The sequence below is a fragment of the Phenylobacterium sp. genome (genome assembly GCF_013822795.1).
Lineage (GTDB): Bacteria > Pseudomonadota > Alphaproteobacteria > Caulobacterales > Caulobacteraceae > Phenylobacterium.
This window is the reverse complement of sequence record NZ_PNLB01000018.1, coordinates 1-16,755: the sequence shown is the minus strand read 5'-3', so window position 1 is coordinate 16,755 and position 16,755 is coordinate 1. Positions and strand designations below refer to the sequence as shown.

Here is a 16,755-nt window from a genome sequence, read left to right as displayed (position 1 = left end):
GTGACGAGAACCAAGACCATCCTGGCCCTCGCCGCCGGCCTGGCTTCCGCCCTGACGCTCGCCGGCTGCGGCTCCAAGGAGACGCCGAAGAAGGACCCGGCCGCCCAGGCGCGCGCGGTGACGGTGGTGCGGCTGGAGCCGCGCGCCATTTCCGGCGCGCTCAGCGCCTCGGGCACGCTGCGTCCGCGCGAAGAGGCCGCCGTGGCGGCCGAGGTCAGCGGATTCCGTGTGCTGCGCGTCAATGCCGACGTCGGCGACACCGTCCGCGCCGGCGAGGTGCTGGTGCAGCTCGACCCCGCCCTGCTCCAGGCTCAGATCGCCCAGGCCGAGGCGCAGTCCGCCCAGGCCGAGGATCAGGCGAGGCGCGTCGCCGACCTGGACGGCCAGGGCGTGCTCGCCCAGGAACAGATCGCCCAACGTCGCTTCCAGGCCCAGGCCGCCCGCGCGAACCTGCGCGACCTGCAGACCCGCCTGGCCAAGCTCGCCGTCGTCGCGCCGGTGTCCGGCGTGATCCTCGAACGGACGGTCCGCCCTGGCGATCTGTCGTCCGGCGGCGGCTCGCCGTGGTTCCGCATCGCTCGCGACGGCCAGATGGAGCTGGGCGCCGACATGTCCGAAGACGACCTGGCGCGCATTCGCGTGGGCCAGGCCGCGACCGTCACCCTGCCGGGCGGCGGCCAGGCGCAGGGCACGGTGCGCATCGTCAGCCCGCAGATCGACGCCCAGACCAAACTCGGCCAGGTTCGCGTGCTGCTGCCGGCGCGCGCCGACATCCGCGCCGGCGGTTTCGCCCGCGCCGTGTTCGCCGACGCCAGCGCATCGACGCTCGCCCTGCCTGAGACCGCGATCCGCTACGACGCCAACGGTGCGGGGGTCATGGTGGTCGGGGACGACAACCGCGTGAAGCACGTGGCCGTCCAGACCGGCCAGCGCGGCTCGGGCCTCGTCCAGATCGTCAAAGGCCCGCCCTCGGGCTCCCGCGTGGTTCAGAACGCGGCCTCGTTCCTGCTCGACGGTGACCTGGTGAAGCCGGTCGAGGCCGGCGCGGCCGCAACCCAGCCCGCCGCGCCGCAACCCGCCGCGAGGGCCAAATGAGCGAGCAACAAGGCGGAAGCTCCGGCTTCCCGATCTCGGCCTGGGCGATCCGCAACCCGGTCCCGGTCGCGCTGCTGTTCATCGGTCTGCTGATCGCCGGCATGATCGCCTACTCGGGGCTGGCGGTTAAACAGTTCCCGAACATCCAGTTCCCGGTGGTCGCCATCACGGTGACCCAGAGCGGCGCCGCGCCCGGGGAAATGGAGACCCAGATCACCCGGCCGGTCGAAGACGCCATGTCGGGCATCACCGGGGTCAAGAACATCCAGTCGGTGGTGACCCAAGGGGTCTCGACCACCTCCATCCAGTTCGAAATGGGCGAGGATCTTCAGAAGAAGACCGACGAAGTCCGCGCCAAGGTCGATCAGACCCGCCAGATCCTGCCGCGCGATATCGACGAGCCGACCGTCACTCGGGTCGAGATCGACGACGCGTTCCCGATCATCACCTACGCGGTCGAAGCGCCGTCGATGTCGGACGAGCAGCTCTCCTGGTACGTGGACGACAAGATCGCCCGCGATCTGCAGACCGTGAGCGGCGTCGCCCAGATCACCCGGGTCGGCGGCGTGGCGCGCGAGATCAACGTCGTCGTCGATCCCGACAGGCTGGCCGCGCGCGGCCTGACCGCGGCCGAGGTCAACAACGCCCTGATGGCCTTCCAACAGGACGCGCCCGGCGGCCGCGTCCAGGTCGGCGGCCGCGAACAGACCGTTCGCGTGCTCGGCTCGGCCGAGACGATCGACCAGTTGCGGGCCATGACCATCGCCACCGGCGGCGGCGGTTTCGTCCGCCTCACCGACGTCGCCGACATCGGCGAAGGCTCGGCCGAGGCGCGCGGCTTCGCGCGCCTGAACAACCGCCCCGTGGTCGGCTTCCAGGTCAGCAAGACCAAGGAATCGTCAGACGTCGACGTCGAGGACGGGGTGAACGCCAAGCTGGCTGAAATCGCCAAGGCCGATCCCACCGTCAAGTTCACCAAGATCTACGCTTCGGTGGACGAGACCCGCGCCAACTTCCGCGCCACCCAGCACGTGCTGCTCGAAGGCATGGTGCTGGCGGCCCTGGTGGTGCTGCTGTTCCTGCGCGATTGGCGGGCGACGGCCATCACCGTGCTGGCCATGCCGATCTCGCTGATCCCGACCTTCTTCGTGATGAAGTTGGCCGGGTTCTCTCTGAACCTCGTGACGCTGCTGGCCCTGACCCTGGTCATCGGCATCCTCGTCGACGACGCGATCGTCGAGATCGAGAATATCGAAAAGCGCGTGGCCCGCGGGGTGCGGCCGTTCAAGGCCGCACTGGAAGGCGCCGACGCCATCGGCCTGGCGGTGGTGGCGACCACCTTCGCCATCGTCGTGGTGTTCACGCCGGTCAGCTTCATGCCCGGCATCCCGGGCCAGTTCTTCAAGGAGTTCGGCCTCACCGTCTCGGTGGCGGTGCTGTTCTCGCTGCTCGTCGCGCGTCTGGTGACGCCGCTGATGGCGGCCTACTTCCTCAAGCCGATGGTGCATGAGCGGCCGCAGAAGCCGTTCGAGGGCTTCTATCCCAGCGCGCTGAAGTGGGCGCTGGAGCATCGCATCATCGCCTCCATCGCCGGCCTGCTGCTGTTCGTCTGTTCGGCGGCGATGATCGCCTTCCTGCCCAAGGGCTTCCAGCCGCCCGGTGATCCCGACTACGTCTACATCAACGTCCAGGGCCCGCCCGGCGCGACCATCGGCGACATGGAGCGCGCAGTCCAGCAGGCCTCGCTCGTCATGGCGGCTCAGCCGGAAGTCCGGGGCGTCTTCACCCAGGTCGGCTCGACCGTGGCGAACTTCGGACCTGGCGGCGGCGGCGGCGGCAGCGACCTGCGCAACGGCACCATCACCGTGCTCCTCAACTCCGACCGCAAAGTCACCGGCAACCAGCTCAAGGACCGTGTCCGCGCCCAGATCACTGCGGTTCCGGATGTGCGGCTCAACTTCCTGGACGGCCAGGGCTCGGCCGGCTTCGAACAGATCCTGACCAGCTCCGATCCCAAGGCGCTGGAACAGGCCAGCCTCGAGCTCGAGCGGCAGATGCGGACCTTGACCAAGGTCACCGATCCGCGCCCGAAGAACCCGCCGATCGGACCCGAGCTGGTGATCCGTCCCAAGGCCGACGAGGCCGCGCGCCTCGGCGTCTCGGTGCAGGCGATCGCCCAGGCGGCTCGCGTCGCCACCGTCGGCGACATCGACGCCAACATTCCGAAGATGAACGAGGGCGAGCGGCGGATCCCCATCCGCATCCGCCTGCCGGAAACGGCCCGCGCCGACATCGAGCAGGTCCGTCAGCTTCGCTTGCCGACCGCCACCGGCGGCTCCACGACGCTCGGCGCCGTGGCCGACGTGCAGTTCCAGGCCGGTCCGGCCCGGATCGACCGCCTGAACCGCCAGCGCCAGATGACCGTCCAGGCCGAGTTGGCCGACGGGGTGGAGCTCGGCGATGCGACCAGCGAAGTCCACAAGCTGCCGATCATGAAGAAGCTGCCGGCCGGGGTCGCCCCCAGCGCGATCGGCGATGCCGAGGCCATGGCCGAGATGTTCGGCGGCTTCGTGGTCGCCTTCGCCACCGCGGTCTTCCTGATGTTCGCCGTGCTGGTGTTGCTGTTCAAAAGCTTCTTCAAGCCGATCGTCATCCTGGCCGCGTTGCCGCTCGCCGTCGGCGGGGCCTTCATCGGCCTCTTCATCTTCAACCTGTCGCTGTCGATCCCCTCGCTCATCGGCTTCCTGATGCTGATGGGCCTGGCGGCCAAGAACTCGATCCTGCTGGTCGAGTACGCGATCGAGCGCGAGCGCGAGGGCATGCCCCAGCGCAACGCCCTGATCGAGGCCTGCCGCGAGCGGGCCCGGCCGATCGTCATGACCACCGTGGCCATGGCCGCCGGCATGCTGCCGACCGCTCTGGCCCTGGAGAAGGGCGCCGAGTTCCGCCAGCCGATGGCCGTGGCGGTGATCGGCGGCCTCATCACCTCGACCCTGCTGTCGCTGGTGCTGGTGCCGGTGGTCTACGAGTTCGTCGACGACTTCGAGAACTGGCTGCGCCCCAAGCTCGGCAAACTGATCACCCCGCGTGAGGCGCCTGGGGAGGCCGTTCCCGACGACCGGCTCTAGGCGGCGCCGTTGCAGCGCTGAACGGGGCCGTTATGCTCTGCAGCTGATGGTTGCGGGGTTCGGGGCATGACGACGTTTTCGTTCGGCGGCGCGGTCGGGTCGGGTTTCGCCGTGATCGCCCGCAACCCGCTCGCGTTCTTGGCCTGGTGCGTCGTCTACTTGGTGGTGGCGCTCGGCCCGTTGGCCCTGATGGTGGCGGCCATCTGGCCGCAGCTCGACGCCCTGGCCACCCTGGCCGAGGCCGAGGTGGCGCCCGACTCGACGGCCGCCACCCAGGAGATGACGGCCCTGATGGGCCAGGTCAACGCGCTGTCGATGCTCCAGTGGCTGACCGGCCTGGCCTCCAGCGCTTTGCTCATCGGGGCGGTGTTCCGCGCGGTGCTCGAACCGCAGAACAGCCGGTTCTTCTTCCTGCGGGTCGGCCGCCAGGAGCTCTGGCTCGCGCTCTGCCTCCTGGTCATCGGCGTTGTGGCGGTCCTGCTGGCTTTGTTCAGCACGATCCCCGTCATGATTGTCTCGTTCGCGCTGTACCTCGCCGGCCCCGGCCAAACCCTTTCGCCCGGCGTCGGGCTCGGCGTCGGCGCCATCGTGCTGATCGTGCTCGGCGCGATGCTGTGGCTGTTCGTGCGCTTCTCGCTCGGCCTGCCGATGTCGTTCGCCGACAGCTACTTCCGGCTGTTTGAATCCTGGCATCTGACCCACGGCCACGCCGCCAAGATGGCGCTGGTCGGTATCGCGGTCAGCTTGGTCGCCACCCTCGTCCAGCTTGTAGTCTTCGTCGGATTCATCGTCGCCGTGGTCGCGATCCTCAAGCCGACCGCCGAGTCGGATTTCACGACGCTGACTTTCGCCCAGGTGTCCCCGGTCCTTGGCCTGGCGGGCCTGCTGATGGCCCTGGTCAGCGTGTTCGGCACGGTGCTCTACAGCGCCCCGCTGGCCGAGATCTACCGCCAGCTCACGCCCAAGACGGACGATCTCGGCGCCGCTGAAATCTGACCAGGGCGACCAAGCCGATCAGGCGTCCTTGCCGTTGACGTGTCGGACCGGCACGGCCGCCAAGTCGAAATCGTCGAACAGGCGGGCGTTCACGCCGATGCGGTTCACGCTGAAGTCGATCTCGCCGTCCTTCCAGACGGGACCCTCGTTGTAGGTCGCGCAGCCGCAGACGCCGCAGTAGTGCAGCTTCATCATGTAGTCGCCCCACTGAAAGGTGGAGACCCGCTCCGGCGCGGTGGTCAGCCTAAACTCGGCCTCGTCGTAATAGGCCCAGAGCGCGCCCCGCTTAGAGCAAGACGAGCAGTTGCAGTCGGCGACGTCGGCCGGTGGTCGCGCGACCTCGAACTGCGTGGCTTTGCAAAGACAGCTGCCCTTCACCATCACCTCAGACCTCCTTGCGCAGCACGCGTGCGAACAGGTCCGGATCGACGTTGCCGCCCGACACCACCAGCCCGGTCGTGTCCTCGCCGAACGACTTCACCTTGCCGGCCAGCAGCGCGGCCAGGCCCACCGATCCGCCGGGCTCCACCACCAGCTTCAGCACCGAGAACGCATAGCGCATCGCCTCGGCGACCTCGGCGTCGGTGACCAGCGCGACGTCGGCCACGGTCTTCTGCAGCACCGGGAAGGTCAGCAGCCCCGGCGCCGGGCTCTCCAGCGCGTCGCACAGCGAACGCGTGGTCGGCTGGGTCACGATCCGCTCGCCCTTCTGCAGCGAGCGCAATGTGTCGTCGAAGCCGGCCGGTTCGACGCCGACGATGGCGGTGGTCGGCGACAGCGCCTTGACCGCCGTCGAAACGCCCGCCAGCAGCCCGCCGCCGCCGATCGGTGAGACGACCGTGTCCAGCGCCACGCCGCGCGCCTTGGCCTGGGCGACCAGCTCCAGCCCGACCGTACCCTGACCGGCGATCACGTCGGGGTCGTCGAAGGCCGGAACCGTCACCGCGCCGCGCTCGGCGGCGATGGCCGCGGCGATCGCTTCGCGGCTCTCGGTCAGGCGGTCATAGAGCTTGATCTCCGCGCCATAGCCGCGGGTCGCCTCGACTTTCACGCTTGGCGCATCGGCCGGCATCACGATGATCGCCGGCATGCCCAGCAGCCGCGCTGCCAGCGCCACGCCCTGGGCGTGGTTGCCGGACGAGAACGCCACTACGCCTCGTTTCGCCTCGTCGGCCGACAGCTGCGACAGACGGTTGTAGGCGCCGCGGAACTTGAAGGCCCCGACCCGCTGCAGTGTCTCGGGCTTGATCAATACCCGCCGGCCCAGCCGCTCGTTCAGGGCAGGGCTCTCGATCAGCGGGGTCTCGACGGCGTGCCCCGCCAGCCGCCCGGCGGCGGCCTCGATGTCGGCCAGGGTTACGCTCATTTCGCAAACACCATGCTGTCGTCGGCGAAGGCCTTGAACTCCAGGGCGTTGCCGGACGGGTCGAGGAAGAACATCGTCGCCTGCTCGCCCGGCTGGCCCTCGAAGCGGATCTGTGGCTCGATCACGAACTTGATCCCGGCGTCTTCCAGCTTGCCGGCCAGCGCATGCCACTCGGGCACGGTCAGGATCGCCCCGAAGTGGCGGACGGGCACGTCCTCGCCGTCGACGCTGCTGGTATTCTTATGGCCGCATTCGTCGGGCGACAGGTGCGCCACGATCTGGTGGCCGTAGAAGTCGAAATCGATCCAGTCTGGGCTCGACCGCCCTTCCGGGCAGCCCAGCAAGCCGCCGTAGAAGCTGCGCGCCTCGGCCAGGTCGCGGACGGGAAAGGCGAGGTGAAAACGCGGTCGGGTCATGGCCTATTCATAGCCTGAGCCGACCCGGCAAGGCGACCGGCCAGGCGCCGGATTCAGGCGCAGGGCTTGACGCGAGGGCCGCCCGCTGGTTTACCCCCGCCGAACGGAGAGCCGCCGCCCGCAGGGCCGCCGCATCTGGTTCCTACAATCGATCAAGTCCAACCGCCGAGTCCTGTCGAAGGGCGTGTTTGGACCCGCTCGGGCAGGCCGGGAGATCGTATCCGAATGGCCAATGTGACCGTGATCGGCGCTCAGTGGGGCGACGAAGGCAAGGGCAAGCTCGTCGACTGGCTGTCGAACCGCGCCGGCGTCGTCGTGCGCTTCCAGGGCGGCCACAACGCCGGCCACACGCTGGTGGTGGGCGACCAGGTCTACAAGCTCAGCCTGCTGCCCTCGGGCGTGGTCCAGGGCAAGCTGTCGGTGATCGGCAACGGCGTCGTCGTCGACCCCTGGCACCTGCTGGAGGAGATCGCCAAGCTGGGCGGGCAGGGCGTGGCGATCGGCCCCGAGCTGCTGGTCCTGGCCGACAACGCCTGCCTGATCCTGCCGCTGCACCGCGACCTCGACCAGGCGCGCGAGGCCGCCGCCGTCAACAAGATCGGCACCACCGGCCGCGGCATCGGCCCGGCCTACGAGGACAAGGTCGGCCGCCGCGCCATCCGCGTCGACGACCTGCGCGACCGCGACGCGCTGGAAGCCAAGATCGACCGTCTGCTGGCCCACCACACCCCGCTGCGGGCCGGCCTTGGGCTGCCGGAGTACGACGGCGCCCAGCTGCTGGCGGCGCTGGAAGAGATCGCTCCGAAGATCCTGCCCTTCGCCCAGCCGGCCTGGAAGCTGCTCGACGCCGAGGTGAAGTCCGGCAAGCGCGTCCTGTTCGAAGGCGCGCAAGGCGCCCTGCTCGACGTCGACCACGGCACCTATCCCTATGTGACCTCATCCAACACCGTCGCCGGCCAGGCTGCGGCCGGTTCGGGCCTGGGGCCGAAGGGCCCAGGCTACGTGCTGGGGATCGTCAAGGCCTACACCACCCGGGTCGGCGAGGGCCCGTTCCCGACCGAGCTCAGCGACGAGATCGGCCAGCACCTGGGGACGGTCGGCAAGGAATTCGGCGTCGTCACCGGCCGCCCGCGCCGCTGCGGCTGGTTCGACGCGGTGCTGGTGCGCCAGTCGGTGGCGCTCAACGGCATCGACGGCATCGCACTGACCAAGCTCGACGTCCTCGACGGCCTGCCGAAGCTGAAGATCTGCGTCGGCTACAAGCTGAACGGCGAGGTGCTCGACTACCTGCCCGCCGGCCTTAAGTCGCAGTCGGCGCTGGAGCCGGTCTACGAGGAGATGGACGGCTGGAGCGAAAGCACCGCCGGGGCCACCTCGTGGAAGGACCTGCCGGCCAATGCGGTGAAGTATGTGCGCCGCGTGGAAGAGCTGATCGGAGCCCCGGCGGCGATGGTCTCGACCAGCCCGCAGCGCGACGACACCATCATGGTCCGCGATCCGTTCCAGGACTGATCGGCCCAAGACGGTTCAGAGACGGGCGGCGTAAGGCGTTCTTAAGGACGCTGGTTCACTCTCCTGGTGCGATCCAGGAGTCCGAGCGCCGCCCGTGTTCACCGAGAACCTGAAACAGATTCAACGGATGACGCCGCTGATGCAGCGGGTGTTGATCGTGGACCCGGCGCCGGCCAGCGCACGGTTGCTCGCCGACCTGATGCGCAACATCGCCAATGTACAACTCTGGCATGCGCCGACCACCCGCAAGGGTTTGGAGGCCGCCCGCCAGGTCAATCCGCAGCTGATCTTCGTGGAGCTGGCCGGGACCGAGGTCGACGGGGTTCAGTTCTCCCGCCAGCTCCGGCGTTCCGACGCGGTCTGCCGGATGGCCCCGATCATCATGGTCACGGCGACGGCGACGGCGGCTGCGATCCTGTCGGCGCGCGACGCCGGCGTGCACGAGTTCCTGCGCAAGCCCTACACGACCAAGGACCTGCTTCGCCGCCTCGAGGCGGTGACCCTGCATCCGCGCGACTGGGTCGAGGCGGTGGAGTACGTCGGCCCCGATCGCCGCCGCTTCAACTCCGGCGACTACAGCGGCCCGCTGAAGCGCCGTTCGGACGCCACCGCGACGCCGGAAGCGCAGCGCATCACCCAGGCGCTCAAGATCGTGCGTTCGGCCATCCCCGCGATCGCCAGCGACCCCAGCCAGGCGATGCGCGCGCTGCTGGCCCAGATGGTGGAGCTGCAACGCGCCGCCGCGGTGACCAAGAACGCCCCGCTGGCCGCCGCCACCGTCGAGTTCCAGCGCGAACTGGCCGTCGCCGCCCAGGCCGGCGCGCTGATCCCCGAAGACCTCGCCCGCAAGGCCGTCAACCTGCTGGCCTTCTTGCCCAAGGACGAGCCGGGTAAGGAGCGCGCGGCTTAAGGCGCGCAGGTTGTGAGCAGGCGTCTCGAAAACTTGGCCTACGCGGCCGCATTCACCCTTGTCTTGCCCGTAGCCCTGGCGGCTTGGGCCTGGGCGACGCCGCTTGGCCGTGAACTCCCGCTTCCGCCCCAGGCGCTGGGCGTGGCGCTGCTGCTTGCCGGCGCCGCATTGTGGGCGAGCGCCGTCGCCGTGTTCATGGCCCGGACCGGCAAGCTGCCGCTAAACGCCGACGCACCGCAGCACGCCGTGGTGACGGGCCCCTATCAGCTTCTGGATGACCCGATCTACGTGGGCTTCGTCCTCGCCGTGCTCGGCGCGGCCGTCTGCGCGGGCAGCGCTCCGGGCGTCTGGATCGTGACACCGGTCACCGCGGCCGCGACGGCGGCCCTGGTGATGGGCTACGAGAGCCGATCACGTCCCCAGCGGCCGCGCCGAGCGCGACTGTCCTGGCCCGACCCGTCACGGCCGCGTCTTCGCGTCGCCGCCACCGGCGTGGTGGCGACGGTTCCGCTGGCGGTCCTCGCCGCCTTCGGGTGTGCGGCGTCGTGGCTGCATGGCTTGGCCGTCCGGTCGGCCACCCGTATCGCCAACAGCTGGACCGCGGTCCGCCTCGGCCCACTGCGGATCATCAACTACGCGATCTACGCCGCGCTCGCGGCCGCCGGCGGCACGCTCGTCTTCGAGCTCGCCGCGCCCGGCCCCAGCGCGGCGATGGCGGCCTTGATCGTGGCGGCCACGGTTCTGGGCGGCGGCGTGTGGGGCAAGCTGCTAGAATCGACCGGCCGCCTGGCGCGCCCATTCGGCTACTTCGGGGCGTTCCTGGGCGGTGTGTTCGGCGTGTTCGCCGCGAGTCGCATCTGGGGCGTTCCGGTTCTCATGCTCGGCGCCTGCGTCGCCCTGGCGGCGACCTGGACCCAGGCGGTCGGGCGGCTTCGCTGTCTCGTCCAGGGCTGTTGCCACGGCCGCCTTGTCCCCTGCGGAAACGGCATCTGTTACCGTCGCGCCGAGAGTCGCGCGGTGGCGCTGGCCGGCTTGCGCGATCAGCCGCTCTATCCGACGCCAGTGTTCTCGATCTACGCCAACCTGTTCGCGGCCGTGCTGCTCGTCCGGCTCTATCTCGCCCAACAGGACGCCTCGGCCCTGCTCGCAGCCTATCTGGCGATCGCCGGCCTCAGCCGCTTCGCCGAGGAAGGCTTCCGAGGCGAAGCGACCGTGCGCCGCTGGCGGGGGCTGTCGATGTACCAGTGGCTCGCGCTGGGCCAACTGGCTGCCGCCGCCGTCGTCGGCCTCATGGCCTCGCCGCCCCTGCCGGCGCTCGCTCCGCTGGCGCCCATGGAGTGGTTGGTGGTGCTTCTTGCGGCGCTCGGCGCCGGCTTTGCGATGGGCGCGGACTTCCCCGACCTGGACGCGCCGCTCGCGCGGCTGACCCCGGCGTCGGCCGAGGACCGCTAGGGCTCGAAGACCACCACCTCGGCGATCGCTACGGCCGATCGCTTCGGCTTGCCCGTCAGGGAAACATCGCAGCGGCGGCTGGCTTTGTCCTGTCGAATTGCGCCCGCGCCGAACGCTAGCCGCGACACCGCCCGGATCAGCGGCGCCCTGTCGGCGCGCACGTCGCCATGGCTGACGACGTGCAGGACGTCCCCCAGGCGAAGTTCGCCCGCCGGCGTCGTCAGCCGCTCGCCGTCGAACGTCACGCTGTCGGAAAACGCCTGCCCGCCCATCACCGCGAACCGAACCGGGCGCGGCCCGTCTCCGACGATCCAGGTCACGAACAGATCGTCCGTCGCGACCCGACCCCACGACAGTTTGTTGAGGCCCAGCGCCCATGGCCCGACCTTCAGCTGAAGCTCTTCCGAGTACGTCTCCCAGGGGCCGTCCTGGTCTGTGGCGAAGTCCCCGCCCAGGCCGGTGAGCCGCCAGACGAATGCATCCGTCTCGAAGACCCGCGGGGCGGGGGGCGACCGGCTGATCCACTCCGCCCGGGCCGCGCCGCTCCCGAACCGCGCGGGACCTGCCGCGCTTCCGGCGACGATCCGCCACCACGGCTTCGACAGGCCGTTGCCATTCAACTCCTCGTAGGCGACGGCCAGGCCCATCACTGAGAGATGGGCCCGATAGGCGATCCGCCATCGCCCGTCGGGCGACACGGCGTCGAAATACTGCTTTCGCAGGCGCGGTCGTAGCATTCGAGGCTTAGACGTGATTTGCGCCCGCCCCGCCTAGTCCCAAAAGTTGCGGGCGGCCCCGAGGACCGCCCGCGGTTGCTTAAAACTCGGCCGTCAGGGTCAGTTGCACCGAGCGCGGCGGGCCGGGGCGGAAGGTGGCCAGCCCGGTCGTCGTGGGCGTGATCGTGCCCAGATAGTCCTCGTCGAAGATGTTATCGACATTGAGCCGGAACTTCAGGTGGCTCAGCGGCCCCGTGCCCAGTTCGCCGATGTCCAGATAGGCGTTCCACACCGTGTAGCCGTCGACCGACTCGGTGTTGATGAAGTTGGTGTAGCGCGACGAGATGTGCCGGGCCGAGAGATTGAACAGCGCCCAGTCTGTCGGCTCGAAGGTCACCCCGCCCTGGAACACCCACTCGGGGAAGTCGGGGACGATCTTGCCGGCGATCGCCACGGTGGTCGGGGCCCCGCTCACGACCGTCGTGTAATTGTCCTGAAATTCCGCGTGGTTATAGGACAGGTTAGTGTTGAAGTAGATCCGCCCGCCCAGCAGTTCCGGCTTCCACTGGCCGGAGAACTCAGCCCCGTAGGCGTCCACCTCGCCGACGTTCTGGAAGAAGGTCTCGGTCGTCGTCGAGCCGGGCACCACCGAGGCGAACGACTGCAGTCGGTTGGCGAAGCTGGTCTGATAGGCGACCAGCGAGGCGTTGAAGGTCGGCCGGTTGGTCCGGATCCCCAGCTCCCAGTTCTTGGCGGTCTCCGGATCGGGCGCCGGCACGGTCGGGCTGGCGGCCGAGAACACGTCGTCGGCCCCGCGCGGCAGGGCCATGTTCTCGGAGTAGGACGCGAAGACCTGCTCGCGGTCGGTCAGGTTGTAGACCGCCCCCACCTGCGGCAGGAAACTGTCCTCCCACTTGGCGGTCAGCGTCGGTTGGCGCCGGGCGATGTAGTCGCCGGGGTTACGGTAGCCGGTGATCTCGTAGTCGACCCACAGCCCCTTGAAGCCGACGTCCAGCTTCAGCCGGTCGTCCAGCAGGCTGATGACGTCCTTCAGGAAGAACTGCGTGCTCTGCCGCGTGGAGACGTAGTTGCGCTGCAGGTGCACCGGCTCGTTCAGTAGCGGCGCGCCGTCGGGATTGCCGCCCTCGTGGTTATAGCGGGCCTGGGTGCGGTGATAGTCGTCGTCCTCGTACCACAGGCCGGTCTGCAGGCTGTGGTTGGCCACACGCCACTCGCCATTGACGCTGACGCCCTTGCGCTCGCCGTTGATGGTCGAGAGCCCGTACTGCAGGCCACGCGGCGCGGTCAGCCCGCTCAGGATCAGCCGCTGGGCGTTGTAGCTGGTCAACGAGGTCGCATAGGCCTCGGGCGAAACGCCGTAACCCTGCTTGTCCTCGTAGTAGGCGGTGGCCGACAGGTTGACGTTCTCGCCCAGCGGCGTCTTGGCGGTCAGCGCCCAGAGGTAGTCGGTCCGCGAGTTGATCGCCTGCTTGTAGTACTGGTTGTAGGCGGTGTTCGAGTAGGTGATCCCGGGCGAGGTGACCGGCAGCACCGGCACGTAATGCAGGTAAGGGAAGAAGCGCCCGCGCCGTCCGAACTGGTCCGGCGGCCCTTCGTACTGCGCCTTGGTGATGGCCGGGGAGTCGTAGTCGAAATAGTCGTTGTAGACGCCCTGGAAAGTGATCTCCGCCCCGCCGTCGAACTGGTAGCGGATCTTGCCCTCGATGTGCTCGCGGTTGATGTCGCCTTCGCCGCGCCACAGGTTCGACTGGATGTCCGAGCGGGCGATGTAGGCCGACCAACCGTCATGTTCTCCGGTGTCGACGCGCAGGAAGTTGCGGAACAGCGAGTCTGAACCGAAAGTCAGGCTGGCCGAGCCGCCGAACGTCTCGGCCGGCGCTGTGGTGTAGTAGCTGACGATGGTGCCCAGCGAGGCGTAGCTCGGTAGGCTGACGTCGCCGGCCCCGGACGAGGCCTGCACCCGCGCCAGGTTCTCGTTGTCGACATAGCGATAGATCGGCGAGCCGCCGAACTGGTCGGAGCGGCCCATCGGGACGTCGTCCAGCAGGAAGCCGATCTGGGTGAACGAGAAGGCCCGCACGCTGACCGAGTTGCCGAACTCGTACATGCCCAGCGGGTCGTTGGACTGGACGTTGAAGCCGGGCAGGCTCTCCAGCATCTTCAGCCCGGTGATCCCGGCCGGCGCCGACAGCAAAGCGTCGCGGGTGATCGAGACGGTGGCCGTCGGCTCGTCGGTGCCGATCGCCACGGCGGCTTCCGAGACCCGCCGGCCGGTGACCACGACCTCGTCGATCTGCTGAGCCATCGCGCCCGACGCGGGCGCTGCAAGGGCGCTAGCCAGCAAAAGGCCGCGCAGAGTTGTACCAAGTTTTACGGTGTTCATTCCTATCCCCATAGAAGCGACGCGGAATGCTGCGGCGCTGCGGGGATAGTCACGGTCAAGATTGTTGGGGGTTAGTCAGTATCTCTTGGAAATGCGCCAGAATTGCTCAATCCATGTCGCGCAATTATTCACCCCCACTTTTTGACGCTTTCAGCATATTTGGGGGCTGCCGCTTCTGGCGGCAGATTTTCTGCACGCCTGCCGATCCCGGTTGCAGCGGAGGTTGGGCGCCGCGGCTACTTGAGTTCCAGGACGGCGGACTCCGCCAGGGCCGCGACCTTGGCGACGTCGCAGACGACGATGGTCGCGTAGCCGAGGGAGATGAAACCCTCCGCCTGCAGCTGGCGGAGAACCGGATTCAGGCTCTGTCGGGACACGCCGAGCATTTCGGCCAGCGCCTCCTGGGAGAGCCGCAGATCGATGCGCACGCCGGCGCTGGTCTTCACCCCATGCCCCTCGGCAAGGTTCGCCAGGCGCTTGGCGAGCCGGACCTTGAGCGGCAGGCGCGAGGTGCTGACGATGTAGGTCAGGGCCTGCCGATACTGCGAGCAGATCCGGCGGGTGAAGCAGGCAAAGTGCTCCCTGTCGGCCGTCAGCTTGTCGAACCCCGGGCGCGAGACCTGCAGCAGCATCGCTCGGCCCACCGCCAGGGCGTCGGACGAGCGCGGCTCATGGTCCAGCATCCCGGTGTCGCCGAACCAGCCGCCCGGGCGCACGATCTCGAGAACCGAGGCGCCGCCGTCCTCGCTGGCGTGTCTGACGTGGACCTCGCCGGCCAGCAGCGCGAACAGGCCGTTCGGCGGGTCGCCCTGGGCGAAGATCAGCTTGTCCCGCAGCCGCAGGACGGCGCCTTCCGCGATCAGTCCGTCGGCGAGCGCGGGCGGCAAGCTGCGAAACCAGGGGTTCAGCTGCAGAACTTCGCGGGGCGCCAGAACGGGGGGCATGCTCCGTGGTGCGGATTGCCAGGACCAACTGTCAAGGGCCTGACAGTTGGCGGCCGCCGCCGGCGGGTATCGTCAGCTGATGTCCCGCTCCCCGCAAGACCTCCCCACCGGCGCCGCCTCACGGCTGGCCTATCTGGACCAGCTGAAGCTGCTGCTGGTCGCGCTCGTCGTCGTGCACCATGCCGGGCAGCCCTATGGCCCGCCTGAGGACTGGCCGTTGCGGAGCGCCGCCGCAGGCCTACCGCTCGGCGCGTTCTTCGAGATCAACGGCGCCTTCTTCATGGGGCTGTTCTTCCTGATTTCGGGTCTCTTCCTGCCCCTCGCGGTCGATCGCCTCGGGGCGTTCAAGGCGGTCTGCGCGCGGGTCTTCCGGCTAGGGACGCCGCTGGTGTTCCTGTCTGTGCTGGTCTTCGGACCCATCAGCTACGCCACGGGGCCGCGGCGCGACGCCTTCGTCACCTACATGCTGCGGGACTATGTCGGGGCCGGCGCCTTCCAAGTCGGACATCTCTGGTTCCTCTCCTGGCTGCTCGTGATGGTCGCGGCCTACGGAGCCTGCCGCATGGTCTGGCGCCGTCCCGCTGCGGCGACTCCAAAGCCTCCCGGCCACCTGGCGCTGCTGGCCGCGGCGGCGGCGCTGGCTGCAACCAGCGCCATCGTCCGCATCTGGTATCCGGTCGGGCTTTGGGCGGATCTGGCGCCGCTGGTCCGGGTGGAGGCCGGCCGGCTGCCGCAGTACCTTCTGCTGTTCGCGGGAGGGCTGGCCGCTGGCCGGTCCGGCTGGCTGCAGACCTTCCCGACCGGGCGCGGCCTGGTCTGGCTGGTCCTGGGGCTCGCCGCCGCCTGTCTGCGCCTCGTCCAGCCTTGGCTTGTGCCGATGCCCTCCTGGGCCTGGCTGGCGGAGGAGGCGGTCATCGGGATCGGCCTCAGCGTTGGCTTGCTGGTTCTGTCCAGGGCGCTCCTGGACCAGCCTTCGACGATGCTCTCGGAATTGGCTCGCGACGCCTTCGGCGTCTATCTGATCCACGTCTTCCTGGTCGTCGGACTGCAGTTCGCGCTCGAGGCGACATCCGTCGGCGGCTGGGCCAGGTTCGGCGCTGTCAGCGTCCTTGGTCTCGTGCTCAGCTTTGCGATCGTGCGCGGGCTGCGGCGCGTGCCCCTCGTGAGCGAATTTCTCTGAGCGGCGGCTCAGTCGCGGGAGGCGAAAAGCAAAAAGCGCCGCAACCCTGGGGATTGCGACGCTTCTCGTTCAGTCGAAGATCTTCGCCCTTAGGCTTCGATCAGGTTCTTGTCGCGGGCTGCGGCGGTCACCGACTTCTGCAGCTTCTCGAAGGCCCGGACCTCGATCTGGCGGACGCGTTCACGGCTGACGCCGTACTCCGCGGCCAGCTCTTCGAGCGTGGTCGGGTTATCCTTCAGCCGCCGCTCGGTCAGGATGTGACGTTCGCGGTCCGACAGTTCGGTCATCGCCGCTTCCATCAGGGTCATGCGCTGCGTGCGCTCCTGATTTTCGGCGACATAGGTTTCCTGGCTGACCGAGGTCTCGTCCTCCAGCCAGTCCTGCCATTCGCTCTCGCCGTCGGCGCGCAGCGGCGCGTTCAGCGAGGCGTCCGGACCGGACAGCCGGCGGTTCATCGAGATCACTTCCTCGTTCAGAACGCCCAGCTTGGTGGCGATCTGGCTGACCTGGTCGGGATGAAGATCCCCGTCCTGGAAGGCGCTGATCTGGCTCTTGGCCTTGCGCAGGTTGAAGAACAGCTTCTTCTGCGCGGCGGTGGTGCCCATCTTCACCAGGCTCCAGGACCGCAGGATGTAC

Annotated in this window: 14 protein-coding genes; 7 read left to right on the top strand and 7 right to left on the bottom strand. The window is 68.6% G+C overall.

The window, feature by feature from the left end; genetic code table 11:
• From C0481_RS15990 to C0481_RS15980, 3 genes are all read left to right on the top strand, one after another.
• Positions 1 to 1,095, top strand: coding sequence for an efflux RND transporter periplasmic adaptor subunit (locus C0481_RS15990; RefSeq protein ID WP_293405593.1), 1,095 nt, complete (start codon positions 1 to 3; stop codon positions 1,093 to 1,095).
• Positions 1,092 to 4,223 (top strand): efflux RND transporter permease subunit, encoded by a 3,132-nt coding sequence (locus C0481_RS15985; RefSeq protein ID WP_293405591.1) that lies wholly within the window; start codon positions 1,092 to 1,094, stop codon positions 4,221 to 4,223. The genes C0481_RS15990 and C0481_RS15985 overlap by 4 nt, the downstream gene beginning before the upstream one ends.
• A gap of 66 nt (positions 4,224 to 4,289) precedes the next feature.
• A complete protein-coding gene (locus tag C0481_RS15980; RefSeq protein ID WP_293405589.1) occupies positions 4,290 to 5,219 on the top strand; it encodes a hypothetical protein in 930 nt (309 codons plus the stop codon).
• A gap of 18 nt (positions 5,220 to 5,237) precedes the next feature.
• Here C0481_RS15980 and C0481_RS15975 read toward each other — a convergent pair whose 3' ends face one another.
• The 3 genes from C0481_RS15975 to C0481_RS15965 are packed head-to-tail and all read right to left on the bottom strand — an operon-like array spanning position 5,238 to position 7,001.
• Positions 5,238 to 5,600 (bottom strand): GFA family protein, encoded by a 363-nt coding sequence (locus tag C0481_RS15975; RefSeq protein ID WP_293405587.1) that lies wholly within the window; start codon positions 5,598 to 5,600, stop codon positions 5,238 to 5,240.
• 4 nt (positions 5,601 to 5,604) lie between these two features.
• Positions 5,605 to 6,585, bottom strand: coding sequence for a threonine/serine dehydratase (locus tag C0481_RS15970; protein ID WP_293405585.1), 981 nt, complete (start codon positions 6,583 to 6,585; stop codon positions 5,605 to 5,607).
• Complete coding sequence (locus C0481_RS15965; RefSeq protein WP_293405583.1) at positions 6,582 to 7,001, bottom strand: VOC family protein; 420 nt, start codon at positions 6,999 to 7,001, stop codon at positions 6,582 to 6,584. Before C0481_RS15965 ends, C0481_RS15970 begins: the two co-directional genes overlap by 4 nt.
• A 225-nt stretch (positions 7,002 to 7,226) precedes the next feature.
• Between C0481_RS15965 and C0481_RS15960 the strand changes: the two genes are divergently transcribed.
• The 3 genes from C0481_RS15960 to C0481_RS15950 all read left to right on the top strand — a co-directional run bounded on the left by C0481_RS15960 (position 7,227) and on the right by C0481_RS15950 (position 10,875).
• A complete protein-coding gene (locus tag C0481_RS15960) occupies positions 7,227 to 8,513 on the top strand; it encodes an adenylosuccinate synthase (protein ID WP_293405581.1) in 1,287 nt (428 codons plus the stop codon).
• Positions 8,514 to 8,607: 94 nt separating this feature from the next.
• The gene (locus C0481_RS15955; protein ID WP_293405579.1) at positions 8,608 to 9,423 is read left to right on the top strand and encodes a response regulator; all 816 of its coding nucleotides are present in this window, start codon (positions 8,608 to 8,610) and stop codon (positions 9,421 to 9,423) included.
• Between the two features lie 141 nt (positions 9,424 to 9,564).
• A complete protein-coding gene (locus tag C0481_RS15950) occupies positions 9,565 to 10,875 on the top strand; it encodes a prolipoprotein diacylglyceryl transferase family protein (RefSeq protein ID WP_293405577.1) in 1,311 nt (436 codons plus the stop codon).
• Here C0481_RS15950 and C0481_RS15945 read toward each other — a convergent pair.
• From C0481_RS15945 to C0481_RS15935, 3 genes are all read right to left on the bottom strand, one after another.
• Positions 10,872 to 11,612, bottom strand: a complete 741-nt coding sequence (locus tag C0481_RS15945; RefSeq protein ID WP_293405575.1) for a hypothetical protein — start codon at positions 11,610 to 11,612, stop codon at positions 10,872 to 10,874. The two genes, C0481_RS15950 and C0481_RS15945, sit on opposite strands and share 4 nt — an antisense overlap.
• A 79-nt stretch (positions 11,613 to 11,691) precedes the next feature.
• Positions 11,692 to 13,917, bottom strand: a complete 2,226-nt coding sequence (locus C0481_RS15940) for a TonB-dependent receptor (protein WP_293405573.1) — start codon at positions 13,915 to 13,917, stop codon at positions 11,692 to 11,694.
• 314 nt (positions 13,918 to 14,231) lie between these two features.
• A complete protein-coding gene (locus C0481_RS15935) occupies positions 14,232 to 14,939 on the bottom strand; it encodes a Crp/Fnr family transcriptional regulator (RefSeq protein ID WP_293405571.1) in 708 nt (235 codons plus the stop codon).
• A gap of 79 nt (positions 14,940 to 15,018) precedes the next feature.
• On the opposite strand from C0481_RS15935, the gene C0481_RS15930 reads away from it, so the two are divergent.
• Entirely contained in the window at positions 15,019 to 16,119 is a 1,101-nt protein-coding gene (locus C0481_RS15930; protein ID WP_293405568.1) for an acyltransferase family protein, read from the top strand.
• A gap of 89 nt (positions 16,120 to 16,208) precedes the next feature.
• Here C0481_RS15930 and C0481_RS15925 read toward each other — a convergent pair.
• The coding region (locus tag C0481_RS15925) for a sigma-70 family RNA polymerase sigma factor (RefSeq protein ID WP_293405566.1) at positions 16,209 to 16,755 on the bottom strand (547 nt) is incomplete at its 5' end.

Bases quoted from the DNA above. Each gene is read 5' to 3' on its own strand.
- C0481_RS15935 (WP_293405571.1), bottom strand. From the start codon at position 14,939: ATGCCCCCCGTTCTGGCGCCCCGCGAAGTTCTGCAGCTGAACCCCTGG.
- C0481_RS15945 (WP_293405575.1), bottom strand. From the start codon at position 11,612: ATGCTACGACCGCGCCTGCGAAAGCAGTATTTCGACGCCGTGTCGCCC.
- C0481_RS15985 (WP_293405591.1), top strand. From the start codon at position 1,092: ATGAGCGAGCAACAAGGCGGAAGCTCCGGCTTCCCGATCTCGGCCTGG.
- C0481_RS15960 (WP_293405581.1), top strand. From the start codon at position 7,227: ATGGCCAATGTGACCGTGATCGGCGCTCAGTGGGGCGACGAAGGCAAG.
- C0481_RS15980 (WP_293405589.1), top strand. From the start codon at position 4,290: ATGACGACGTTTTCGTTCGGCGGCGCGGTCGGGTCGGGTTTCGCCGTG.
- C0481_RS15975 (WP_293405587.1), bottom strand. From the start codon at position 5,600: ATGGTGAAGGGCAGCTGTCTTTGCAAAGCCACGCAGTTCGAGGTCGCG.
- C0481_RS15930 (WP_293405568.1), top strand. From the start codon at position 15,019: ATGTCCCGCTCCCCGCAAGACCTCCCCACCGGCGCCGCCTCACGGCTG.
- C0481_RS15965 (WP_293405583.1), bottom strand. From the start codon at position 7,001: ATGACCCGACCGCGTTTTCACCTCGCCTTTCCCGTCCGCGACCTGGCC.
- C0481_RS15940 (WP_293405573.1), bottom strand. From the start codon at position 13,917: ATGGCTCAGCAGATCGACGAGGTCGTGGTCACCGGCCGGCGGGTCTCG.
- C0481_RS15970 (WP_293405585.1), bottom strand. From the start codon at position 6,585: ATGAGCGTAACCCTGGCCGACATCGAGGCCGCCGCCGGGCGGCTGGCG.